This is a genomic window from Candidatus Kryptoniota bacterium (assembly GCA_036567965.1).
Classification (GTDB): Bacteria; Bacteroidota; Ignavibacteria; order Kryptoniales; family JAKASW01; genus JAKASW01.
Map to the genome: position 1 here is coordinate 399,251 of DATCTN010000031.1, position 22,848 is coordinate 422,098.

The 22,848-nt window shown below is 48.4% G+C and carries 23 protein-coding genes and 1 pseudogene; 11 read left to right on the plus strand and 13 right to left on the minus strand.

The genetic code is table 11. The features are described from left to right. The 6 genes and pseudogenes from VIS48_16435 to VIS48_16460 all read left to right on the plus strand — a co-directional run bounded on the left by VIS48_16435 (window position 1) and on the right by VIS48_16460 (window position 5,930). Window positions 1-417, plus strand: a complete 417-nt coding sequence (locus VIS48_16435; protein ID HEY9167743.1) for a secondary thiamine-phosphate synthase enzyme YjbQ — start codon at window positions 1-3, stop codon at window positions 415-417. Between the two features lie 177 nt (window positions 418-594). Further along, window positions 595-2,679: pseudogene (locus VIS48_16440) on the plus strand (N-6 DNA methylase). 3 nt (window positions 2,680-2,682) lie between these two features. Then, window positions 2,683-4,092, plus strand: a complete 1,410-nt coding sequence (locus VIS48_16445) for a restriction endonuclease subunit S (GenBank protein HEY9167744.1) — start codon at window positions 2,683-2,685, stop codon at window positions 4,090-4,092. Window positions 4,093-4,214: 122 nt separating this feature from the next. Next, the gene (locus tag VIS48_16450; protein HEY9167745.1) at window positions 4,215-4,952 is read left to right on the plus strand and encodes a hypothetical protein; all 738 of its coding nucleotides are present in this window, start codon (window positions 4,215-4,217) and stop codon (window positions 4,950-4,952) included. Then, window positions 4,949-5,308 carry an STAS-like domain-containing protein gene (locus VIS48_16455; GenBank protein HEY9167746.1) on the plus strand — a complete coding sequence of 120 codons (360 nt, stop codon included), beginning with the start codon at window positions 4,949-4,951 and terminating at the stop codon, window positions 5,306-5,308. Before VIS48_16450 ends, VIS48_16455 begins: the two co-directional genes overlap by 4 nt. Before the next feature lie 37 nt (window positions 5,309-5,345). Next, complete coding sequence (locus tag VIS48_16460; GenBank protein ID HEY9167747.1) at window positions 5,346-5,930, plus strand: hypothetical protein; 585 nt, start codon at window positions 5,346-5,348, stop codon at window positions 5,928-5,930. 48 nt (window positions 5,931-5,978) lie between these two features. Here VIS48_16460 and VIS48_16465 read toward each other — a convergent pair whose 3' ends face one another. From VIS48_16465 to VIS48_16490, 6 genes are all read right to left on the minus strand, one after another. Continuing rightward, complete coding sequence (locus VIS48_16465; protein HEY9167748.1) at window positions 5,979-6,644, minus strand: thioredoxin family protein; 666 nt, start codon at window positions 6,642-6,644, stop codon at window positions 5,979-5,981. A 173-nt stretch (window positions 6,645-6,817) separates the two neighbouring features. After that, entirely contained in the window at window positions 6,818-7,018 is a 201-nt protein-coding gene (locus VIS48_16470; protein ID HEY9167749.1) for a DUF2892 domain-containing protein, read from the minus strand. A 54-nt stretch (window positions 7,019-7,072) separates the two neighbouring features. Next, window positions 7,073-7,339 (minus strand): zf-HC2 domain-containing protein, encoded by a 267-nt coding sequence (locus VIS48_16475; protein ID HEY9167750.1) that lies wholly within the window; start codon window positions 7,337-7,339, stop codon window positions 7,073-7,075. Next, on the minus strand, window positions 7,336-7,905 hold the full coding sequence (locus VIS48_16480; protein ID HEY9167751.1) for a sigma-70 family RNA polymerase sigma factor: 570 nt from the start codon (window positions 7,903-7,905) through the stop codon (window positions 7,336-7,338). Before VIS48_16480 ends, VIS48_16475 begins: the two co-directional genes overlap by 4 nt. A gap of 148 nt (window positions 7,906-8,053) precedes the next feature. Then, window positions 8,054-8,932, minus strand: a complete 879-nt coding sequence (gene folD, locus VIS48_16485; protein HEY9167752.1) for a bifunctional methylenetetrahydrofolate dehydrogenase/methenyltetrahydrofolate cyclohydrolase FolD — start codon at window positions 8,930-8,932, stop codon at window positions 8,054-8,056. Beyond that, window positions 8,929-9,756: a TIGR00282 family metallophosphoesterase gene (locus VIS48_16490; GenBank protein HEY9167753.1), complete on the minus strand. Its 828-nt coding sequence runs from the start codon at window positions 9,754-9,756 to the stop codon at window positions 8,929-8,931. The genes folD and VIS48_16490 overlap by 4 nt, the downstream gene beginning before the upstream one ends. 232 nt (window positions 9,757-9,988) lie before the next feature. On the opposite strand from VIS48_16490, the gene VIS48_16495 reads away from it, so the two are divergent. Together VIS48_16495 and VIS48_16500 are read left to right on the plus strand one after the other, a co-directional pair. Continuing rightward, complete coding sequence (locus tag VIS48_16495) at window positions 9,989-12,355, plus strand: cytochrome c-type biogenesis CcmF C-terminal domain-containing protein (GenBank protein ID HEY9167754.1); 2,367 nt, start codon at window positions 9,989-9,991, stop codon at window positions 12,353-12,355. After that, on the plus strand, window positions 12,342-12,671 hold the full coding sequence (locus VIS48_16500; protein HEY9167755.1) for a hypothetical protein: 330 nt from the start codon (window positions 12,342-12,344) through the stop codon (window positions 12,669-12,671). The genes VIS48_16495 and VIS48_16500 overlap by 14 nt, the downstream gene beginning before the upstream one ends. Window positions 12,672-12,812: 141 nt before the next feature. Here the strand turns inward: VIS48_16500 and VIS48_16505 are convergent, their stop codons facing one another. Together VIS48_16505 and VIS48_16510 are read right to left on the minus strand one after the other, a co-directional pair. Further along, window positions 12,813-13,304: an aminoacyl-tRNA deacylase gene (locus VIS48_16505; GenBank protein HEY9167756.1), complete on the minus strand. Its 492-nt coding sequence runs from the start codon at window positions 13,302-13,304 to the stop codon at window positions 12,813-12,815. A 1-nt stretch (window position 13,305) separates the two neighbouring features. Further along, the gene (locus VIS48_16510) at window positions 13,306-13,686 is read right to left on the minus strand and encodes an MGMT family protein (protein ID HEY9167757.1); all 381 of its coding nucleotides are present in this window, start codon (window positions 13,684-13,686) and stop codon (window positions 13,306-13,308) included. Between the two features lie 69 nt (window positions 13,687-13,755). Between VIS48_16510 and VIS48_16515 the strand changes: the two genes are divergently transcribed. The 3 genes from VIS48_16515 to VIS48_16525 all read left to right on the plus strand — a co-directional run bounded on the left by VIS48_16515 (window position 13,756) and on the right by VIS48_16525 (window position 18,689). Further along, a complete protein-coding gene (locus tag VIS48_16515; protein ID HEY9167758.1) occupies window positions 13,756-15,387 on the plus strand; it encodes an NFACT RNA binding domain-containing protein in 1,632 nt (543 codons plus the stop codon). A 240-nt stretch (window positions 15,388-15,627) separates the two neighbouring features. Next, window positions 15,628-15,993 (plus strand): hypothetical protein, encoded by a 366-nt coding sequence (locus tag VIS48_16520; GenBank protein ID HEY9167759.1) that lies wholly within the window; start codon window positions 15,628-15,630, stop codon window positions 15,991-15,993. 23 nt (window positions 15,994-16,016) lie between these two features. Continuing rightward, complete coding sequence (locus VIS48_16525; GenBank protein ID HEY9167760.1) at window positions 16,017-18,689, plus strand: HAMP domain-containing sensor histidine kinase; 2,673 nt, start codon at window positions 16,017-16,019, stop codon at window positions 18,687-18,689. A gap of 46 nt (window positions 18,690-18,735) precedes the next feature. Here the strand turns inward: VIS48_16525 and VIS48_16530 are convergent, their stop codons facing one another. The 5 genes from VIS48_16530 to VIS48_16550 are packed head-to-tail and all read right to left on the minus strand — an operon-like array spanning window position 18,736 to window position 22,701. Further along, window positions 18,736-19,626: an ABC transporter ATP-binding protein gene (locus VIS48_16530; GenBank protein ID HEY9167761.1), complete on the minus strand. Its 891-nt coding sequence runs from the start codon at window positions 19,624-19,626 to the stop codon at window positions 18,736-18,738. Beyond that, window positions 19,623-20,453 carry an ABC transporter ATP-binding protein gene (locus VIS48_16535; GenBank protein ID HEY9167762.1) on the minus strand — a complete coding sequence of 277 codons (831 nt, stop codon included), beginning with the start codon at window positions 20,451-20,453 and terminating at the stop codon, window positions 19,623-19,625. The genes VIS48_16530 and VIS48_16535 overlap by 4 nt, the downstream gene beginning before the upstream one ends. After that, window positions 20,450-21,211, minus strand: a complete 762-nt coding sequence (locus VIS48_16540) for an energy-coupling factor transporter transmembrane component T (protein HEY9167763.1) — start codon at window positions 21,209-21,211, stop codon at window positions 20,450-20,452. Before VIS48_16540 ends, VIS48_16535 begins: the two co-directional genes overlap by 4 nt. Then, on the minus strand, window positions 21,195-21,833 hold the full coding sequence (locus VIS48_16545) for an ECF transporter S component (GenBank protein HEY9167764.1): 639 nt from the start codon (window positions 21,831-21,833) through the stop codon (window positions 21,195-21,197). The genes VIS48_16540 and VIS48_16545 overlap by 17 nt, the downstream gene beginning before the upstream one ends. Continuing rightward, window positions 21,817-22,701 carry a hypothetical protein gene (locus VIS48_16550; GenBank protein ID HEY9167765.1) on the minus strand — a complete coding sequence of 295 codons (885 nt, stop codon included), beginning with the start codon at window positions 22,699-22,701 and terminating at the stop codon, window positions 21,817-21,819. Before VIS48_16550 ends, VIS48_16545 begins: the two co-directional genes overlap by 17 nt. Window positions 22,702-22,848: the final 147 nt, after the last annotated feature.

Sequence of the window (22,848 nt, forward strand, 5' to 3'; positions counted from 1 at the left end):
ATGTTCGTTCAACGTGAAATTCAAATCGCTACACGTCGGCATTCTGAAATGCACGATCTGACCGAAAGAGTACAGTCGATAGTTTCTGAATCAAAGATTTCTGTCGGCACCGTAAACGTTTCTGTTGTCGGGAGCACGGCTGCAGTGGGAACAATAGAATTTGAGCCGGGACTGGAACGCGATCTGCCGGAACTTCTTGACAGGCTGATACCGCCAGGGAGAAACTACGGGCACGAACAGGCGTGGCACGATGGAAACGGACACTCGCATTTGCAGGCGACGATGCTCGGGCCGAGTTTAACTCTGCCGATAAGCGATGGAAGATTATTAGTCGGGACTTGGCAACAGATTTTTTTGATTGAGCTGGACATCAAGCCGCGGAACAGGGAAGTAGTCGTGACGGTTTATGGAGAATGAAACGGAAAAATTTTTATGATGTGCAAATCGAACTGCCGAGGGGCTGAAGCGACATGGGAGAGATGACCGCAAGGTTGATTTCTTAGGCAATGCGGGTTAGTTTGATAAAGTGGAAATGGCACTGTTTGTAACTTGGGTGACTGAAACTCAACACGTTGCAAAATTTGGGGGCGAACAATGAAAACTGAAGCAACTACGACGGTGCTGGCACAAATCCTCAAGGACTCAGATTACAATCTTTCCATCTTTGCAGACGAGGACATCAAAGGGTTGGAAGCAAAAATCACAGTAGTGAAGAGCAAACCTTATGTCGAGTGTATAATTCGTGAAAAGGATGTCCAGCTTAAGCCGGAGGAAATTGTTCGCCAGCTTTACACAATGAAGTTGATGAAGGATTATGGTTATCCTAAGAAACGCATCAGGTTTGAGCATCCCGTGCAGTTTGGAAGGGAAACAAAATCGGCTGACATTGTGGTCTTTGACAGGGACAGGCCAACTGTCGAGTATATCATCGTAGAGGTTAAAAAGCCCAAACTCAAGGACGGAAAGGAACAGCTCCGTTCTTATTGCAACGCGACCGGGGCGCCTATTGGTGTCTGGACAAACGGCGGCCAGATTTCTCACTATAACCGCAAAGACCCCAATTTCTTCGAGGACATTACGGATATTCCCAAATCAGATCAGACTCTCCAGGATATTTTGAAGGAGCGATTCACGCTCAAGGATTTGGTGATCCGGGACAAGATTCCTAACGAAGGGAAATCGCTCAAAGACATCATAACTGAGATGGAAGACGAGGTACTCGCGAATGCGGGCGTCGATGTGTTCGAAGAAGTGTTCAAGCTCATCTTCACAAAACTGTATGACGAATACCTCAGTCAGAAAGATAAAGCCGTCATCAACTGGAATCTAAATGGTGCTTCTGCTCCGAGGGTTTCAGAGCGCCGCCGGTCCACCAGCAGGAACAAGAACGATTCATTCGAGTCGATGAAAAAGGTCGTCGAAAGGATTGACGATACCACGTTCCGAGTGCTTGAGTTTAGAAACACAGGGCAGTCAGAAGGGGATTTGAAAAATAAGATTCAAAGACTGTTTGACGATGCGAAGCAGAAATGGCCGGGTGTATTTCCGGACAGCAGCAAGATTGATCTCAGCCCTTCTCATCTTTCCGTTTGCGTTGCAAGTCTTCAGGACATCAAGCTGTTCAATTCAAACCTGCAGGTGATCGATGAAGCCTTCGAATATTTAGTGAGCAAATCGGCGAAGGGAGAGAAAGGCCAATACTTCACTCCGCGCCACGTGATAGACATGTGCATCAAGATGCTTAACCCGAAACCAGGTGAGTACATGATAGATTCGGCAGCTGGCTCCTGCGGGTTCACGGTACACACGATCTTCAAGATTACGGGCCATCTCTTCGACAGCAGGGATATATCCGAAGAGGAAAAGAAAGATGTGTTGAAGGTGTTCGGGATCGATTTTGACGAAAAAGTCGTGCGTGTTGCCAGGACGCTGAACCTGATAGCCGGCGACGGCGAGACGAACGTTCTTCACCTCAACTCTCTCGACTACGACAGGTGAAACGAGACCGTTAACAACCGCGACTGGTCGGCGACGTATGGCTCAGGGTTCAAGAGGTTGGAAGCGCTCAGAAAGGATCCAAGCGGATACAAAGAATTCAAGTTCGACATGCTTATGGCAAATCCACCATTTGCTGGCGACATAAAAGAATCTCGCATCATTCACAAATACGAGCTCGGCTATAATGAAAAGAATAAGCCGAAGTCGAAAGTTGGGCGCGACATCCTGTTCATCGAAAGGAACCTTGACTTGATAAAACCAGGCGGCCGGATGGCGATAGTCCTGCCCCAGGGAAGGTTCAACAACACTTCGGACAAAGAGATAAGGGAATTCATTTCTGAACGCGCACGCATCATCGCCGTGGTTGGCTTACATGTGAATACTTTCAAGCCTCACACAGGAACGAAGACGAGCGTTCTGTTCCTGCAGAAGTGGGACGAAAGGCTCTGCCCGAAGAAGGAAGACTACCCGATCTTCTTTGCCGTATCGGAAAAGTCCGGCAAGGATAATTCGGGTGAGTATGTCTATGTCAAGAACGGCGAAGGCAAACCCAAATTAGATCTAAACGGACACTTCATAGTGGATCATGACCTCCACGATCAGGGAGGGGAGTTGCCAAAGGGAATTGCGGAAGAGTTTGTCGAGTGGGCGAAGAAAGAAAAACTGAGCTTCTGGAAGTAATCAATGAAAGTCTCGGTTGCTCGATTTTCTGAATCCTCAAGAAATGATAGAATTGACTCTGAGTTCTTCAGGGACGATTACGTCAAAGACGTATCGATGGTCTCGGGAAAGCGGTGTGATAGTATTAGGTCGGTCGCTTCTGTTTCGGATGGGAATCACTTGAAAATCGCCGAAGAGTTTACCGACTCTCCTGGAGTAAGGTACCTGCGAGGACAGGATCTATCTACGGATATGGTATTGAGTGATAGGAACGTTGTGTTTATTCCAGACGACTTCTTCCGTAGGCTCAAGCGTTCACACATATTTAGAAATGATATTCTGATTACAATTGTTGGGGCGAACACGGGCCTTGTTGGCCTAGTTTTCTCACCGCCGCAAAAACTCGTCGCAAGCTGTAAACTCGGAATAATCAGACCCACGAAGAGTATTCTTCCCGGCTATCTTTATTCGTTTCTCGCAGGCAGGTATGGCCAGAGCCAAGTGTTTAGGTCAATTCGCGGAGGTGGTCAGACTGGTCTGATTTTGCCGGATTTGAAGAAACTTGTGGTCGTTCGATTCGAAAAAGAGTTTGAGTGTCAGATTCACGAAGTTGCCACAAAGGCGCACTCCATGATTGCCAGTTCAACCCAAGTGTACAAGGCCGAAGAGCAACGTCTACTGAAGCTGTTAGGGTTTGCAAATTGGAGACCTCGAAAGCAACTCTCATTCGTCCGGAATTTCTCCATGTCGACTGAAGGTCATCGTATCGACGCCGAGTACTTCCAGCCAATGTACGATGAGACTCTAAGAACAATTAAGAATTACAGACACGGGTTTGGATTCGTATCGGAGTTATTCAAATCAAACAAAGCCGGTTTCAAAGTAAAACGGGATGCACTGTATCAGTATGTGGAAATCGGCTCGGTAGATACTTCTTCAGGACAAATCGAGCCACTTTCTTTGTACGAAAAAGATTTGCCGGCAAATGCAAAAATCAAATTGAATAAAGGTGATCTGATAATTTCGAAGGTTCGCACTTATCGAGGTGCGGTTGCGATTGTCCAGAGTGACGACCTCATCGGAAGTGGAGCTTTCACTGTGTTGCAGGAGTCCAAGAAAATTAACAAAGAGACAGCTTATGTGTTTTTTAAGTCTGCTCCCATTTTAAACCTGTCTTTGAAGTATAATGCAGGCACCTCATATCCCGTTATTGACGAGACCGACATTTTAGGTTTACCGTTTCCGCTTATTCCTGTCAAGGTACAGCAAGCTATCAGGTCCAAAATTACAGAAATGTATGAAACCAGGGCACTCTCAAAGCGTCTTCTTGAGATTGCCAAGCGTGGCGTCGAGATGGCGATTGAAAAGAATGAGAAGGAGGCGGAGATGTGGATGAATAAAGAGCTGCAGGCGATAGACAAAGGGCAACAATAGAATTGCTCTACTACGGCATCAAACCTGAATCGCTCGGTCAACTCGGAGTTTTGGGTCGTCAAATATGTCAGTGTGAAGAAAGAGTTGTTGAACTGAAGGTCAAATTCCTGAGACCCTACGGAGTGGCTTATCTCGACCAGATGATGTTATACGACAAGGGTGCTCAGAGGCGGAAAAATCTCGTCTCCACTTACCCGAATGTTAATCGATACTTGAAGCAAAGCGGTTTCAAGCACCTCCATCCGAAAGCGATCTGCGATAAGCCATTTCCCCAAGAGGACATCATCAAGGTAAAGAGGTTTAAAGGAGAACCTCTCGATGTGGAGGCTGCTGTGGTAAGGTGGTTAAGGAAGGAGGTTATCCCTTGTCTACCCACATTGTCTCCGCGCGTACACAAGCAAATCGTGGAGAACCTCTGGGAAATCGTGCATAATGGACTAAAGCACGGCCACGGAACACATGGCGTCACTGCCGCCGGGCAATTTTATCCGAAGATGGGTTACTTTGAAATCGCATTCTATGATAGGGGATATGGCATTCCGGGTCGGGTCAGGGACTTTGGAGCTCTTGGCGGAAATAGTCCTGATTCTGATTGCATCACTTGGGCGTTAGAGAAAGGTCACTCAACCGAACCGGTCGACCAGTCGGCAGGACTGGGTTTGCATCTTTTGCGCCAATTCCTTATGCTGAACGGTGGTTTGCTTCAAATTGTGTCGGGAAACGGATACTTACAGCATTCAGGTGGGGATTTAATGCCTATTCATACCGAGACAATGCGAAACTCTATTGACGGGACTCTCGTTAATATTCGTGTAATTTATGACGATAAACTATATAAGATGGCAGGAGAAGATTTATGAACACAATACGAGTTGTTAAACTGTTCGATAATCCTGTCTTGCTCGCTCCCGAAAAGGGAGAGGAGCTTTGTACGAAGATCAAAGCTGGTCTGAAGCGTTTCGGAAATGTGAAGGTTGATTTCGCGGGGTACGAATTTATTTCGAGTGCGTTTCTCAACAGGGCATTCGGGCAGCTCTGCATCGACTTGGACCTGGATACGGAGGAGTTTCACGAGAAGGTACAAATTATGAGTCTGAGTCAAGATGATGTTGACGACCTTGAACTTGCAATTGACAATGCGCAATTCCGCCGCAAACTTATCAAGCAGGGCGTTACAGATATAGGAGAATATTTCGCGTCACGACTTCCCGCGTAGGTGCTACGTGGCGATAGTCGTGGACGGATTGAAATTGGTGGAATCAAAGAGGAGGCTTTCCAAGGAAGCCTTTTTTGTTGATACGAATGTTGTAATAGATTTCAAAGACCCCTTTGGCAGGACAAGCATTGACCGCACCATTGAGAGACGACACGGTGAGATTTCAAGCATAGTAGGTTATCTGAAGTCATCCGGGATCAAGAGCCTAAGCACGGTCAGTGTTATCTTAGAATACTACAAGAACATTCAAGTGGGTTTCTATAAAGTGCGAACGGGAAACGAACAATTCCAGATTCGGGACTTCAAACGACTTCGCGACAAGGATATCGATTTTATGAATGCATGGGATCTTCAAATGAAAATGCTCAAGCGTACTTTTACGAGGAATTTCCCGGTGTACGATGGTTCACCCAACCCGGGGGAAACAGTTCTGAATTTTGCGGGCGGGAGCTTGGATTTCGGCGACCACCTTCTCTACGAGACCGTGACTGTGTCGCCTAGGAACTTATGGTGCATTTTCTCCAACGACAGTGATTTTTATTCGCTCCCCGACGAAATCTTTCTACTGACCAATAACGAGGAGATTATCAAATCAGCCGAGAAAAACGGGAAGCTTTACTGAGAAACATGAAGAGTTGATCCTCTCTTTTCCTTCGTCTCGGTCCGGGATTTAGTTCATCAGCTTACCTTGCTTCTCGCCGAGGGCTTTCACTACCTCGTCGATATACATCTCCTCCGGCATCGCTCCCTCGAAATGACGCGTTTCGTTTATCACGATCCTCGGCACGCCGCGTACGTTGTATTTCATTGAAAGATCCGGGAACTCCGTGGCTTCCACCATGTCCGCCTTTATGTTCTCGTTGACAAAGGCGAACTGGTGTCCGGTAACCACAGCTCGCGGGCAGTACGGACATGTCGGCGTGACGAATACCTGTATGTGAACAGGCTGGTCCACTGTTTTCAGTTTTTCTATTGTGAGGTCGCTCAGTCCATGACTGCCGGTAGAGATCATTTCAATGTCCTCGAGCACGGATGAAAACTCGTAACCCGAAGGAATGCCGTAATATCTGATGCCATAATCCCTGTCCGGCGAGGCAATAACTATTGCCGGAATCTTGTCGATCTTATAAAGCCCGACTTTGTCCTTGTCTGTCAGAAAATTGTAGACTTCTAGTGTAAACTTATCCGACAGCGCGGCCAATTCTTCAAGTATCTGGCGCGTCTCTTTGCAATACTGGCATTCCAGGGATTGAGTGAAGATTATTATCTTGACCGGATTCACAAGCACTGCGAACCTCTTTTTAATTTCCTCTTGTGCCTGATGGTCTAGAAACATATCATTTCCTTTCAAAAGACATTTTAATCCAGCTGGAAAAATGAGACTCCCCAATCGCACTCTTGGTGCCGACGCGGAGGTGTCAATCGATGCACCTACACTAAACACTGCGGCTACTGTACCGAGAGTGCGCTTCTCAAGTATTCTGGAGTGTGACGACCTGGACCTGCGGGTTACGCCGGCTTCTGCTGCTCTTTGTAAGTTGAAAATTTAAACGGGACGTACAGCGGGCAAAAACCAAGCACTCCGGTTACAAGAGGAATCAATCCGAGCCAACCCCATGCTGTCGCGGGCCCCCAAAAAACCAGACTCACCACGATAAATCCGACTACGATTCTTATCCACCTGTCAACTTTTCCGATGTTTCTCTTCATTGCAGTCTCCAATAGTTTTGTCAATCGGTATGATGCAATAGAAAGGGTGAGGATTCAGCGAGAGTGCTTCTTTGGAATTGAAATCTTGATGGGTTGTTCCAGGTCCAATCTGGCGAGAATCTCCTTGACGCGAGAGCCCTTCATCTCCACATCACAGTTCCTGTATAGTATTATCGTCTTCTTTAGCGAATCGTAATACGCGGCGCAATCAGGACAGTGCTCCAGATGTTCCCTCAACTTTCTGCACGTTGGAGAGGTAAGGTCACGGTCAACCTTTTCGCACATCTCGAGGAGATATTTCTTGTGGTCGATTAATTTCACTTTGAAAAATAACTGTTGAGTTCGTTTCTCAAAAATAATCTTGCCCGATGGAGTCTGGACTTAACTGCGGGAACCGATAATTTGAGCGATTTTCCCACCTCTTCGGTCGAAAGCCCTTCGACGTCTCTCATCACGAATACGATGCGATATTCGAGAGGAAGTTTCTGAATTGCATTGTCGAGAAATGCGCGCAGCTCCTTGTTGACGACGGCATCTTGGGGAGTCTCCCCCCAATGTGGAACCTGCAGTTCTCCTGTGCCACCGAATAAATTGCTCTCTTCAAGCGAAACGACCGGATCGTGGGATTTCTTTCGGTGCATCATGAGGCAATTGTTTGTCACGATCCTGTACAGCCATGTCGAGAATTTGGAATTTCCCGAAAAGGACTTTAGTCCCCTCCAGACATTGATGAATGTTTCCTGGAGGACTTCTTCAGCCTTCTCAGGGTCCCGGCAAATTTTGAATGAGAAACTATACACAAGCTGCTCGTACTTCTTGACCAGCTGTCCGAATGCGCGCTTATCCCCCGCGCGGGCTAACTCAATGAGTGTCGAGTCTTCTTTCAATGAATAAACGATCGGTTTATCTAGAGTAATTTCAAGATTCAGCTTTCAAGCAAAAAGTCTTCAGCGATCAAGGATCAAATGAGTATATGCGGTTTTGTCTTGGCTGGGAGAAGTCCTTTTGTGAGTTCACCCGGCGATTCTGTAAATATCATAGCCCCATCGTCCTGGCTGCTGCCATATACGTGTTCTTCATCAGCATCGAAATCGTCATTGCCCCGACGCCACCCGGAACAGGAGTGATCCAACCCGCGACTTCTTTCGCTTCCTCAAAGTCCACGTCGCCCACCAAACCGCCGGGAGTTCTGTTAATCCCAACATCAAGAACAGCCGCGCCCGGCTTTATGAAATTTCCTTTGATGAAATTTGCCTTACCCATAACGGCAACGAGTATATCCGCTTCTCTGCAAACGGCGTCGAGGTTCTCGGTCCTCGAATGCGCCACCGTAACAGTTGCATTCTTCGAAAGCAGCAAAGCTGCCGTCGGCTTCCCTCCGAGATTTGATCTGCCGACCACAACCGCCCTCTTGCCTGATACCTCGATGTTGTATCTCTCGAGGAGTATCATCATTCCGTAAGGAGTGCACGGAAGGAAGAGCTTCTTGCTCATAATCTCATCCCAGGCTTTTGCCTCAGTAAACTTCCCGATGTTGAAAGGGTGAAGCGCATCCACATCTTTCGACGGATCGATTGCTTCTATTACCATGTACTCGTTGATGTGTTTCGGAAGAGGCATTTGGACGAGAATCCCGTGAACTCTCTTGTCGCTGTTGAATTCCTCGACCCTTGAAATTACCGCGTCTTGAGACGAGTCTTCCGGCATTTTCTCGGTTATCGAATAAAAACCCAGCGCGGCGCAGGCCTTCGATTTATTCTGTACGTAAACCTGTGAGGCGGGATTGTCTCCCACGAGAATGAATGCGAGACCTGGAGTTGTTCCGTTATGCTGTTTCAACTTATCCGTCAGTGCCTTCACCTCATCCTTGATTTCCTGTGAGATTATCTTGCCGTCTATAATTTTCGCGGTCATCCTGCGGACCCGGTTGGTTGTTCGGCTGAGAAGGGAGGGTAAAAAATTCTCTGGATACTCACCGATTTCCCCGTTGATTTGTCTATCGTAAAAGCGACCGCCGCCAACTTCGCCTCATTCTCCGCCGCCTCATACCGCGCCGGAGTAGCATAAATAAATCGTTTGAGAGCGCTTTCTTTTTTCATTCCGATTATCGAGTCGTATGGACCGGTCATTCCCACATCCGTTATGTATGCTGTGCCGTTAGGCAGGACTCTTTCATCCGCAGTCTGGATATGCGAGTGCGTTCCGATCACGGCACTTACTTTCCCATCGAGGTACCAACCCATCGCAACTTTTTCGGCTGTCGCTTCCGCGTGCATATCTACGACAATCAGGTTAGTCTCGGATTTTATTTTCTCCAGCGCCCAATCCGAAGTGCGGAACGGACAATCTATCGGGTACATGAATGTTCTTCCTTGAAGATTTAGTACCGCGATCTTTCCTTTCTGTCCGAGATCGTAAACCACGAACCCAGATCCGTAAGAGCCCTTCGGAAAATTCAAAGGACGGAGAAGATTTTTCTCCTGCATCATGTATTCGTGGACTTGAAACTTGTCCCAGATATGATTGCCGCTGGTGATAACATTCACGCCCGAAGCGTAAAGCTTCTGAGCCAGTTTGTCAGTGATGCCTTTTCCATCGGCGGCATTCTCACCATTGGCGATTACAAAATCTATCGAGTGCTTGTCTATAAAGCTCCGAAGGAAGTTCGAGACCATCCCCATTCCCGGATTGCCCACGATGTCTCCCACGAAAAGAACGTTCAGCGTCTCCAGAGTCATTCCTTTTATGCAAAATATAACGGAAGAACACGTAAAATAGAAGACTTTTGAAGAGTCTGGCTCTATTCGAGGCAAATTAACCGGGTGTTTGTTCCCATTTGCCACCCGTTTCGGCGTCATCCACAATTCCATTCGCGTAATTCTTTCGTTTTTCCCCCATAACTGTCGGCACAACCATTGATGATAATGAATCCAGTATGAGGAATTTTACAAATAGATTGGAGCAGAAGAGATGGAACAGTACCTAACGATAATACCCCTGTTGGCCTCGGCGGCCAGCATTGTGTATTACTCTTTATCGCACAGGAGAGAGGATTATATCCGACCGGCGCGCATGTTTTTCCTTGCCGGTTTCTATACGACCGTAATACTATATGCATATTTCCTTTTCCTGATCTTCTCTCATCAGTATCAATACTCGTATGTTTGGAGCTACAGCGCGAACAATCTTTCTGTGCCATTGCTCTTCTCGACTTCATATGCGGGTCAGGAGGGAAGTCTATTTCTCTGGCTTTTCTTTACAGCGGTCATCAGCATTTTTGTCCTGAGATATTCCAGAAAACACAAATACGAGTCTACGGTTATCCCGGTCATCTTGCTTTTTGAAATTTTTGTGCTCGCGATTCTCACACTCAAGAGTCCCTTCATGAAAGTATGGGAATCATTCGCGAATGTTCCTTACGGAACTCAGCCTCAGGACGGTCGCGGTTTGAATCCGCTTCTTCAGAATTTCTGGATTGTCATTCATCCGCCGATTTTGTTTCTCGGCTTCGCTTCCGCGATAGTTCCATTCGCGTACGCGGTCGCAGGTCTTGTCAAGAAGGACTACCTGAACTGGACCGGATATCTCCAGCCGTGGCTGGTCATGAATGTGCTGACGTTGGGTGCGGGTATAATCATCGGCGGTTACTGGGCTTATGTCACGCTCGGCTGGGGAGGATTCTGGGGATGGGACCCGGTGGAAAATTCTTCACTGATTCCCTGGCTCTTTTCCGCGGCCGCGCTCCACACCGTCATCGTCGCAAGGCGAACCAGGACATACCTCAAGACGAGTTTTGTTTTTGTGATTTTTAGTTTTGTTCTCGTATTGTACAGTACGTTCCTAACCCGCAGCGGCGTACTGGGCGATACTTCGGTCCACGCGTTCATGGATCCCGGAAAAAGTATTTACATACTACTATTGATTTTGATCGGGACGTTTGCTCTGCTCGGCTTCGTTCCGTTCTTCAAGAACAGGATTTCAATCCCGAGCGCGGGGGTAAGCCACAATTTGTTGTCGCGAGAGAACGCGTTGTTCGTAGGCGCAGCTTCCCTCTCTGTGCTGTCGCTTTTCGTCCTCGTAGGAACCTCCTCTCCAATAATCACTGGACTGCTCCAGGGAAAACCAACTGCGGTTGACTCCTCATACTACGTGACAACAAGCCTCCCGCTCGGGCTCCTTATTATCGCCTTAATCGGTTTGGGCCAGCTTGTCTGGTGGGACAAGTCTGACAAGAATGCTTTCACCAAAAGTCTCGCGCTCCCCGGCAGTGTTGGTATCCTGACGGCTATTATCGCTCTTCTCCTTTCCGTGACTAATGTCGTGGCCGTTATTACTATCGGTGTTGCATCGTTTGCTTTCACGGCGCATGCAGCCGCACTGGTCAGAATCGTGAAGGGGAATCCAAGGTACATCGGAGGACCGATCGCACATGCCGGACTCGCACTGATATTCATCGGCATCATCACCTCGACAGCGTTGGAAACGAAAACCACCGTTCAGCTTCCGCAGGGAAAAACGGTAAATGTCCTCGGGCAACAGCTGACTTATACAGGAAACACGAAAGTAGATGGAAGGGACGCGTTCAAAGTCGTGTTGAAAGGGAGTAACGGGACGTCTGAGTTGAGGCCGGTGATGTATTACAGTGATTACAACCAGGGAACAATGCGCGAGCCTGATATAAAGAGTTACCTCGCTTACGATATTTATGTGAGCCCGATGGAAATTGAAAATGGTAGTAGCGGCAACTTGGGTGCAGGTGGCGTCGGTTTGGTCACCGTCGTGAAGGGTAAGCCGACGACACTTGCTGATGGTACTAAACTTCTTCTGACGAAGTTCGACATGAATACGAGCGGCCATACCACAATGCAACAGGGCGGGAGTTTTGGCGTCGGCGCCGTAATCGAAGCTTCGAAAGGCGGAAAATCTATAGAGGTTGTCCCTTCATTGAGTTTTACCAACGGTAAACAGAATGCTGTTCCCGCAACTGCCTTTGGGGACATGCTGATAATAATGAGCATGAATGTCGGAATGGGCGCCGGGAGTCCTGCCACAGTCAATCTCGCGGTGCATTCAGGCGATATGTCTGCCGCTTCGGTTCCAACTCTTACCGCGGAAGTTAGCAGGAAACCCCTGATCGGGCTACTTTGGGCGGGCACGATCATTCTATTCATTGGTTTGGCAATTTCGATGTACAGACGATTTACGGAAGAGACTGTAGCGCGGCGGTTGTCGCGATCTGATTTTTCGGCTTCACGCCCTGGCGTGGAAGACCATTCACAAGACAATATCCGCGCACAAGAAAGCGAACATAAGGTGCAGGAAAATGTCGAAAATTGATTTTCAGTACCTGGATTCTATCAGGTCGAGCGTGTGCAGGGCTTGTTCGAAGAGCGACGCCAGTGGAAAATGCATCGCATCGCCGGGAGTGGAATGCTCGCTAGAACTTTACCTGCCACAAGTCACAAAGGCTCTTGAGTCTGCGCACGGTGGAAGCGTCAACGAATATATGCTTTCGCTTAGAACTGAGGTCTGCTCAGTCTGCAAGTTCAAGGGTGAGACTGGATATTGCTACACCAGCGACAGCTTCGGCTGTCCGCTCGAATCGTTTTTTGAAATGGTCGCGTCCGCAGCCGTGAAATTGGACGTGGCTTAAAAAAAGAACATTTTGCTCCAGAGAGCACGATCCTCCTCCCTGAGAATCGACTGCTCCTCCTTAACGCGGCCTGGCCTCCTCCGGGCCGCGTTTCTTTTCGGGCTCTTGCCGGATTGCGTTGTGAAAGTCAAAAACGTCGTATCAAGTTCCGTCAATTGCGACCTCAACCTCCGTCACATCAGGCAAGCGCTTCAGATCCCTCGGATCAATCTGAACGAGAAAGCCTCTCTTACCGCCGTTTATGTAAATAGTCTGTAAGTCGAATACAGATTTCTCAGCGTAGATCGGAAGCCGCTTCCTGGTACCGAATGGACTTGTTCCCCCAAACTGGTATCCAGTGTGTTTCTCCGCGACTTCCGCAGAACAAAGTTCTACTTTCTTAACCCCGAGGACGCGGGCAAGCTGTTTGGTCGAGACTTCCATGTCGCCATGCATCAGGACGAGTAGAGGAGTTCCAAACTCCGTTTCAAGAACAAGTGTTTTGATAATATTCCGCTCAGATACTTTGAGACTTTCAGCTGAGACTCTTGTGCCTCCGTGCTCAATATATGTGTAAAAATGAGGGATGAAATTGACTTTCTTCTCCCTTAACTCGCGGATTGCAGATGTAACCGGGTAAGCTTCTTTAGTCATCTTAAGATTTCTTATTTCGTCGCTTCTTGATTCCGTGGTGACGATTTGCTTGGCCCGCTCCCGCCGCCACTCCATATTTCAGCAGATCGATCCGGTTCCCGCTGAATCTTATCCCCTCACTTTCGAGAAGGCTTCTTTGGAGCTCATAACTTCCACTCTCACGAGGCAATGATATCTCTCCTTTGGAATTGATTACCCGATGCCATGGTACGCCTGAGTTTGCCGGGAGATTATGAAGAGCATATCCCACAAGCCTCGCATGTTCGCGCAGACCGCAGTGGCGCGCGACTTCGCCATAAGTCGCCACCTTTCCTTTGGGAATCTTACGGACTCCTTCATAAATGATTTCATAGAGACTGGGTTTTCTGACTGTCCTTGCCATTTATTAAAATTAATTGGTCGGGGCTGAAAAGCAATTATTGGAAGGGACTGGGACTAACATATAAATTATATGGCCGATATGTTAAACAACTATTACACACTCCTTCGCCTGGTTCACGAGTTTCGTGGGCGGCTTCTCGCTACCAAGATTTTTCATGCCGTTACAAAGAAGAAGTCCACCATCGAAATCTATTTCGAGGATGCGAGAGGCGGAATCACAGCCCTGGTCTGCTCGTGCAGTCCTCGAGAGAATTTTTTATATGCGCTGTATCGGGGAGCTCCAAAGCCAAAAGGAGCCAATGTCCTTCCGGAAATTGTGGGGAAGACTGTCGACTCAATCGCCGTCGCCGTAAGTGACAGGAAAATTGTTCTGAGGTTTTCCGACAGCTCGTGTCTCGTGTTCTTGCTCTTTGGGAGTTCTGCTAACATTCATTACGTGGACGGTGACGGGATGGTGATCAATTCCTTCTTACGGCCTCATGATCATGTCGGTAAGAAGATTGAATTGAACCCATCCGGAGTTCCGTTTCCGACGAGCATGGATGAGGTGCGAGAATGTGCCGGAGGGCCCGAAGGAGAGCTCGCCCGAAGATTATCGAAACGCATACCAACATTTGACTCTACGTTAGCCAGGGAGACGCTTTTCCGATACGAGGCTGTCATTGAGCATGGAGAATCTGAATCTAGCGACCAGAAAAGCACCGGGAAGATGATCAGCCTGGATAGGTTGTTCGAAATCCTTACGGAAATTAAGAACGAGCTTGATAACCCTTCACCTCGAATCTATATGAGTGACGGGAAGGCAGTGAGTTTTGCCCTAATCCGGCTCAAGCATCTGACAATGACAGAATTTAGGGAATACGATTCGGTAAACGAGTGTGTTCGCGACTTTGTTTTGATTCACGAGAGAGATGACACGTTTATGGATGCGCGTAAGGACATCGTCGGAAAATTGGCTCGGAGGATAGAGACTTATAAACGTACGATTTCAAAAATCGATTCCGACGTTTACAGCAACAGATGGACAAGACATCAAGCGGCTGCCGAATATCTGATGGCAAATCACAATTCGATTCGCAAAGGCACAAAAGAGGTTCGGATCACAATCGCGGACGGTGACTTCACTGTTTCGTTGGACCCATCGCTGACCCCCATTCAAAACGCCCAAATATTTTTCGCGAAGGCAAAACAAGCGAAGACTTCAGTTGAACAGTCGGTGCTCAGGAAGGTAGAGCTGTCCGAAAAAATCCGGGGGGATGAAATCCTACTGCGCGAAGCCAACGAAGCCGGCGATCTCAATAACCTGGAGTCTCTTGCTAAGCGCAATCCGACAGAGGCAGGAGAAAAGAACCCGTTTCGCTTGTTCGAGAAATACGGCTTCATGATATACGTCGGCAAGAACGCAAAGAATAACGATGAACTCACATTCGGTTTCGCTAAACCTAACGATGTCTTTCTTCACGCGAGAGGAGCGTCAGGGTCACACGTCATCATCAGGAATTCCTCACGAGACTATCCGCAGAAGCCAGTCATAAAGTACGCCGCCAGTATAGCGGCGCACTACAGCAAGGCCAGGTCAAGTGGCGTTGTGCCGGTTGCGTACACGATGAGGAAATTTGTGAAAAAGGCTAGAGGTATACCGGGAGCTGTGCTGCTCGACCGTGAGGAAGTAATATTCGTCAAGCCGGAAATCCCTTCGTAGCATATTCTGAGAACCGGAAAGTGGCTCGGGGGTCACAATTTCGAAGAAATTCGCTTTCTATGAAGGTAATAATTCCAACCTTCCTGTAATCTTTACTCCCACAGAACAAAAAAAAACGGCAACGACGATCCAGATCTCCCTATAACCCTCGGTTTTTGAATGGCTTTCGCGGTTTTCCCGAAGGGTCGCCAACTTGTCGGGTGCGGCATGATTTTGCAAGATGAAACATGAAAGGAAAAGATGTCTCTAGTCTGCAAAACGCTCGTGCTCATCGAAGATGAACCAACCTTGGAGGTAGTGAGGGCGGCTTTTCGGCAGCCGAAGTATGAACTTCATTTCGTCAGCTCGTTAGACGAAGCTACATCGTGCATCCTCGCCCTCCGAATGGATCTTTTTATAGTTGATGCGAGAATGCAGAAGGAAGAGAGAATCAAATCGATCGTGGACAAATTGCCGACACTCATTATTGAAGCCGATCATGTTCAAAAATGTCATGGGCTTGATACCTCCGGCGATGAGGTGAATAAAATCAGAATGGCTGCCGGCCGACTCCTCCGGAAGAATTACTTCGACTGGATCCTTGATGCACTTGAGTATACAAGCTGACATGCTGCTGGAAAACAAATAACATGAGTGAATTAGTCCTTATCGCCGCGGCCATCATATCGTTGTTGTTGATGCTCGGACGTGGTGCACTTGAAAGGCAAAGGACTCTAAAAAGAGAACTCAGTTCATCCAGAAGGATAGCGGTTGTGGCAAGCCTGAGATTTTCTCCCCTGTCGTCCGTGAAAGAGTCGATCGAGAAAATCGTCCATGGTCTTATCGTGGCCTACGAGGCGAATCATATTTCACTTGAGTTCCAGAGCGAGCTGTTTGGAAACTTCTCATTCCAAACTAGGGGCAGTCATGAGAAAACCGATGGGGTCATTCGCGGATTGTCAGGAAAAATCGACGAACTCAGTCTGAGGCTAAAGGGATTAAGCTATGCTGGAAAACCCCGCGACAGAAAGCTAATATATGTTGTCAGCGACCAGTTGTTCACGTCGCGCCTCGAGATTAAGACGGACAAGATCCCATATCAGGACGAGTACAGTAATATGCACGAAGTTCTGTGGGAAAAAATGTCCAGATTGCTCTACAGCAGGATAAGCGAAGCGGGAATGGGTCTCTTGAATACTGCAGAGACGCCATTCGCGATTTTGGATGGTAATGGTAATTACTCTCACCGCAACACGGCTTTCGCGAGCACAGTCAGTGATCGGGAAGAAAGCTCAATTACAAAACTCTCGTTGAATTTCCAAAATGCCGACAAAGAATCATCAATCGTAAATTCTGAGGACGGCAAGTCGCAATATCTCTTCTGGAAGATTGACACGGAGCTTGTCATGGTGTCGATCCGAAAGGGTACCGGAATCACTAATTCGGATCCCCACATCAGCAGAGATGACGTGATCCTTCGAGCTCTTGACGACTTAAGCGTGGGAACGGTTATTCTGGAGAGGGACGGCGAACATGAGGACTCCGAATACAAAGTAACAAACATTAACCGGGGATTCTACCGGATATTCGGCCTCGAAGGGTCGACGGCTCAATCAGATGAAGTGGAAGAGATACTAACGAGTGCCGTGCAACCGAATGAGATGAAGAACCTTCTGTCAGGGGAAGGGCATTCTACCGGCGAGTTCACATACATGAGGCGGGACGGCCTTAGAGTACGCGCAGGCGTAAATGTGCTGAGAGGAGTCGGTGGATCGGGTGTGATAATTTTCGAGCCAGTGGAGGATTCGCGGTTTCTCATGTCTTCCTACAGGTTTCTCCTCAAGGCAACCCAGCGCTTGATCGCGACGGGCGACAAGCGGGCGTATCTCAAAGACCTAATGCATGGGACTCGCTCCGATGGAGTAGCGCTTGTCAGAAAGACTCCTGTGATGGAGACCTACGAGATCAGCGAAAAGGTCGGCTTTATCGTGAACGTGCCGCCGCTCCTTCTCGAAGATCTGCCCTCGCGCGAGTTTGTAAATTCACAGGGATATCTTGTCATTCCTCTGAAGGACAACGATGATCTTTCAGGCGCGGTGCTTGCTCTTAATCCGAACCCGGATTCGATTGAGGCTGTCTTCATGGGAACAAGACTTCTTGAAGCGTATAATTCCCTACACAATGAAAGTCGTCGCCTTCAGTTCCAGAACGCGAAACTTCTTGCCGATGCCCGCCGTGCGGAGGCAGCAACGAAATCGAAGTCTGAATTCCTGGCTAACATGAGTCACGAAATCAGGACCCCCCTCAATTCTGTGATTGGATTCGCGGACATTATCCACTCGGAGGCTGAAGAGTTGACAAAGGAAATGCTTGCCGACTTCAGCGGCAACATAGTAACCGCCGGCAAACATCTTCTCACACTGATCAATGACATACTCGATCTTGCAAAGATAGAAACCGGCAGAATGAGTCTCGACGTCCAGGAATTTTCGCTTACCGATGTTATAGAAAGCATCCGCAGGATACTCAAACCATTGCTGGACAAGAAGAATGTCGCATTGGAAATCGAAATTGAACCGGGGTTGGACATATTCACTGCGGATACGGTCAAGTTTAAACAGATTCTATATAATCTCCTCAACAACGCGATAACTTATAGTCATGAGAGAGGAACCGTTAGACTGAGCTTAGCGAGGTCTGCAGATGGAATTGAGATGAAAGTAACGGATGAGGGCGTCGGGATTAAGAAAGAGGACCTCGATAGACTTTTCAAGCCATTCATCCAGGTAGGCAACAAATCCGGCGGGACAGGACTCGGCCTGTCGCTTACAAAGAAATTTGTCGAGCTCCATGGAGGCGCGATCTGGATCAACAGCTCGTTCGGACTCGGCACTACCGTAATCGTTTACTTGCCCGGCTCACCCCCATTAGTGCAATCGGAGGTAGAAGATCGTCCGGACGGGAAGAAGGACCGAATTCATGTAATAACCGACGACGATGAATTGTTCGGCCTTTTTGCCACAGTGATCGACGGCATGGGATTCAAGCTTAAGAAAGTGAGCCCGCATATGCTGGAAAGCGACGCCTTTCCAAGAGACAGCGATACTGTTCTTGTAGTCGACGCATCGCTGGAGAATCTGAACGACGAAGTTATAGCGGCATGTCGCGATGCGGAAAAGATCCTACTCCTAACGGAACTCACGAACGTAAGGACTGTGACGGAACTTATGAAGGATTTTGGATCCAAAGTTGGGTTCATAGACAGGAGAAACTTTACAAAGAGTGAACTCTTGGCAGAGCTGAATGTTGCCGGTCGATCCTGAATAGTCCGATCTTTGTCAAATGTTGTTATGCCCCCTCGAGCTGGCGCTACCCGTTTGTGCGCAGGGTGGTGCCGGCTCTCTTTTTTGAGAGCTCATCGATAATCGCCTTTGCGTCGAATGAAGGCTCCTCCAGGCCGAGAACTTCTGCGATACGTCTAAAGACCGGATAATTCACTCCGGATTCCCTGAATACCACTCGTGAATTTCCTTTGCCGAAAAGTCCGTTCTTGCCACCGGCGTATCTGATTCGTCCTTTCGATAGCAACACAACATCGTCGGCTATAGGGAGAAAGAATTCCAGATCGTGAGATACGATAACGATTGTCTTCCCCCGTGATTTAAGGAATTCCAGCAAGCCCTTCAAATTCTCCTTCTCTCTCATGGAGAGGCCCGCTGTCGGCTCATCCAAAGCAACGATAGGCGTATCCATCGCCACGCACGCCGCGATCGCCACAATCCTCTTCTGAGCATATGTAAGTGCGAATGGATTTGACTTAAGTAATTCAGTGAGATTGAGAATCTGCAACACACTCCTGTAGAGAGAATCATTTGATTTAATGTTCTCAAGTCCGAATCTTATCTCTTTTTCCACTGTGGCTGCAAACAATTGATCGTCCGGATTTTGGAAACACAAAGAACAGTATCGCGCTAACTCGCTTGTCTTCCTGTCGGCCGTTGGGATGTCGCCCAGGATTACTGTTCCACCACATGGTTTCAGGATTCCATTCATAAGTTTTAAAAACGTACTTTTTCCTGAACCGTTGTGCCCTGCCAGCAGGGATACTGTTGCTTCTTCGATGACACAGGAAACGTCCTCCAGAGCCAGGAAAGAAGCCGAAGGTGAGTTCGTTTCGGTAAGTCTATTGCCGGCAACCAATCCGCGGTCACTCTGATCGTTCACATATGAGTAGCTGACCCGTTCAAACGTGATTTTCATTTCAAGCTCATGAGCGCTGATAAAGCAAGACGATAATTGAGTTCGAAAGGATTTACATCGCTCCGGTCCGAAAAAAGTTTTCTGCGCGTCGCTTCCGACACGCATTTTGTCCAGGCGGGTAGGTCTACATGCGGTTCGCTTAATGGTCCGAGAACCTGAGCGGGTGGGCCGTCGGCAATAATCTGACCTTCATACAATAGGACCAATCGATCGGCAATCTTGAGAGAGAGGTAGGGATCATTTTCTGCGACAAAAAGTGTCACCTCTCGCTTCAGGTCTAATAGCAAATCGCCGAGATAACGTGTGCTTTCCGAATCAAGTTGGCTCATGGGTTCGTCCAGCACGAGTAAATAAGGTTTCACCGCGATTGCGGCTGCAATGACGACTTTCTGCTTTTCACCGCCTGAAAGCTCGAGAGGGTTCCTGTACGCAAGATTCTCTATCTTCATCTTCGATATCGTGTCTTCGACTCTTTTTATGATCTCGTTCCTTTCGAGACCGATATTCTCGCAGGGAAACGCAATCTCCTCAAAGACCGTGGATCGCAAATACGTGATCTGAGCGTAAAAATTCTGCAGAACCACACTGACACTCGAACGCGTTGACTCCGAACGCCTGCCATGACGAATTTCACCCTCGGAGATCGACGCCGGAAAATTTCCAGTCAGATCGGATGCGGCCATGCACAATGTCGATTTGCCCGATCCGCTCAGGCCGGAGACCACAATACTTTCCCCTTCCTCAACATTAAGAGCTATGTTGTGCAGCGCAGCGTGGGTATCATCGGAGTACGAAAACGAATAATTTTTAAATGATAGGATGTTCATCCGAGCAACTCGAAAATTCCGAACACGATAGTTGCAGCAAGTAATAGTCTCCCCGTGATCAAACCAGGGATGTTCGTCTCGATTACAAGCAGTGTGCTTGTGCTGGCGCCTGCATTTCTCGTTCTCATGTGGGTGTCAAGATGCGCCGCGTTGAGAGCCATGCCCCTGTCGAGGCTTTCAGCTAGATAAGAATACGCGAGCGGGACAAGGAGGGGTAAAATGTATTTCGCGCGAGCGGATAAATCACGTGTAGGGTCGAGGCCTCGTGCCGATTGAGCTACGAAGATCTTCCCGAGCTTGTCCTTCATAAGATGTACCATCGCGATCGAAAGGAGGTAAATATAAACTAGCCGACGATCGGCGCCACTTGAGACCATATACTCAGCGAGCGTTTCTGATTCGACTTTCGAGAAGAAGTATCCGATTGAAATTACAATGAGCATGAGGCGGACTGAGACGGTGGCGGCGAAAATCAGACCCTGCTCTTTAAACGCTATCGGGCCAAGAGAGAATGCCACATCCCCGGTGAAGAACATGCCGTTTATTGCAAAGCCGATTACGATAAGTGGAAAGACGAACTTCATGAAGCCTCTATAAATCTGTCTGCGGTGCCTCGAAACCAGTGTCACACTAATCAGAACCGCGAGCAATACGGCTTGCCATTCGAGCTTGAAAGAGAAAGCCGCGATAATCACAGCGAGCACGGCGTAGTGATTCAGTGGGTTGTATCTTTTGACGAACCTATCGGGAATTGGCAAAGCCCGGAAGTCTCCTCAAAATTGTGCGCGGGATTCTTGTCAAGAGTAAATAAACGAGGAAATAACTAATCGCCTTGTCTACCGGATCCGCAGCGAGTCCCTGCATGAGAGTGCTCTGCATGATCGACTTGCCCACGGCTCGGAAATACAAGACGAGAAAGTCCGTCCCGCCCATAGTCACGCCCCCGAACATGAAGGCCGCAATAGGCGCGGAGGCGATTGCAGAGATTACGCCTTGAAGGATTCCCGAAGCAACCGCTGTGTACCATCTTTTGAAAACTCCGAGTCTGGCAACCATCCCGCTAAAAGCCCCGATGACCAGAGCGACAGGTATGAAAAAGATGAACGCATAATTGAAGAAGAATCCCAGTGTGAGATTTGCTATCGCGCCCGTAAGCATTCCGGCAATAGGTCCCACTATGCATCCGATCAGGACTGTGCCTACCGAGTCGAGGTAGATCGGAAGTTTGATTAGCTGCACCGCCTGGCCGATGACGACGTTGAGAGCTGCGCCGAAAGCTATAAGTGGTATTGTAGTCGCGTTGACCTCGCGCTCGAACTTGCCAACTCGTTGTCGCGTTGATTGAATTTCGCCGGCGAGAGGTTTATCGATAGCGGTCATGCATTGCGGCTTTTAGTTGTTCGAGCCCGCTTATCGGTGAGAAGACGCCGGCTTCCGTGATGAAGCCGGTGATGAGATGAGGCGCTATTTTATCGAAGTAGAGATTTTTTATTTCAAACTCAGGATTTGCGAATATCTCATGCGAGCTCTCTTCCTTGTTCACGAAATCAGCCGGCTTCTTGACGGGATCGCATCTCAACACGCTGGTTACAGCATAAAAGTCCTTTTTTCCCGCGGCACACAGCGTGGCAAGCGGGTAAGAGCCGATTTTGTTAACCAGTGTGCCGTCTGCCAGTATCGCGTCGGCACCGACGAATGCCGAATCAATCTCCTCTATGAAACAACCGACAGAGGCGTCAGCGATAAGTGTCGGTCTGTGTCCCATTCTCTTCAGCGACCGCGCCGTTTGTCGTCCCTCGAAAAGCGGGCGGGACTCCATTACAAATACGCGGACAAACTTCCCGTTTTCGGCAGCGGCTCCAAATGCGCTCAGCACAAATTCGCTCTGGCTTAGCGTCGCATAAGATTTCCCGTCATTGATCAACTCAGCTGCCAGCTTAGCGGCATCCGTCGGCGCTCTGTTCACACTCGCACGAAGATCATCTATGTACTTTGCGGCGTGCGCTGCATCCATGCTTGAAACACCGGCAGTGACCAGTTTGCAGACGTTAGATAGCGCGGCCATTTGGGACTGCGAGTTCGAAACGGATGAACACAAAGAGGCCAGTTCCTTTGCGAAATCCGGACTCGCGAATTCGACAGTGCAGTAATCGTAAAGCAGACCGAGAGCATCTTTCACAATTTGCTGGGCGCTCGAGACGTTATCTGTCGCTAGGCGATTCACACGATCAAGGAATTCGGCTTTCATGTAATGGACCCTCAAGATTAGATTGCGCGTAAGTTTAAGAGCCGGCAGACTAAATAGCAATCGTGTCGGAAACCGGTTAACCATGCGTTTGGAACTAATGTCGAAAGTTTCTGTTAGAATATTCGGATCGTCCTGCAGGGATCTTAT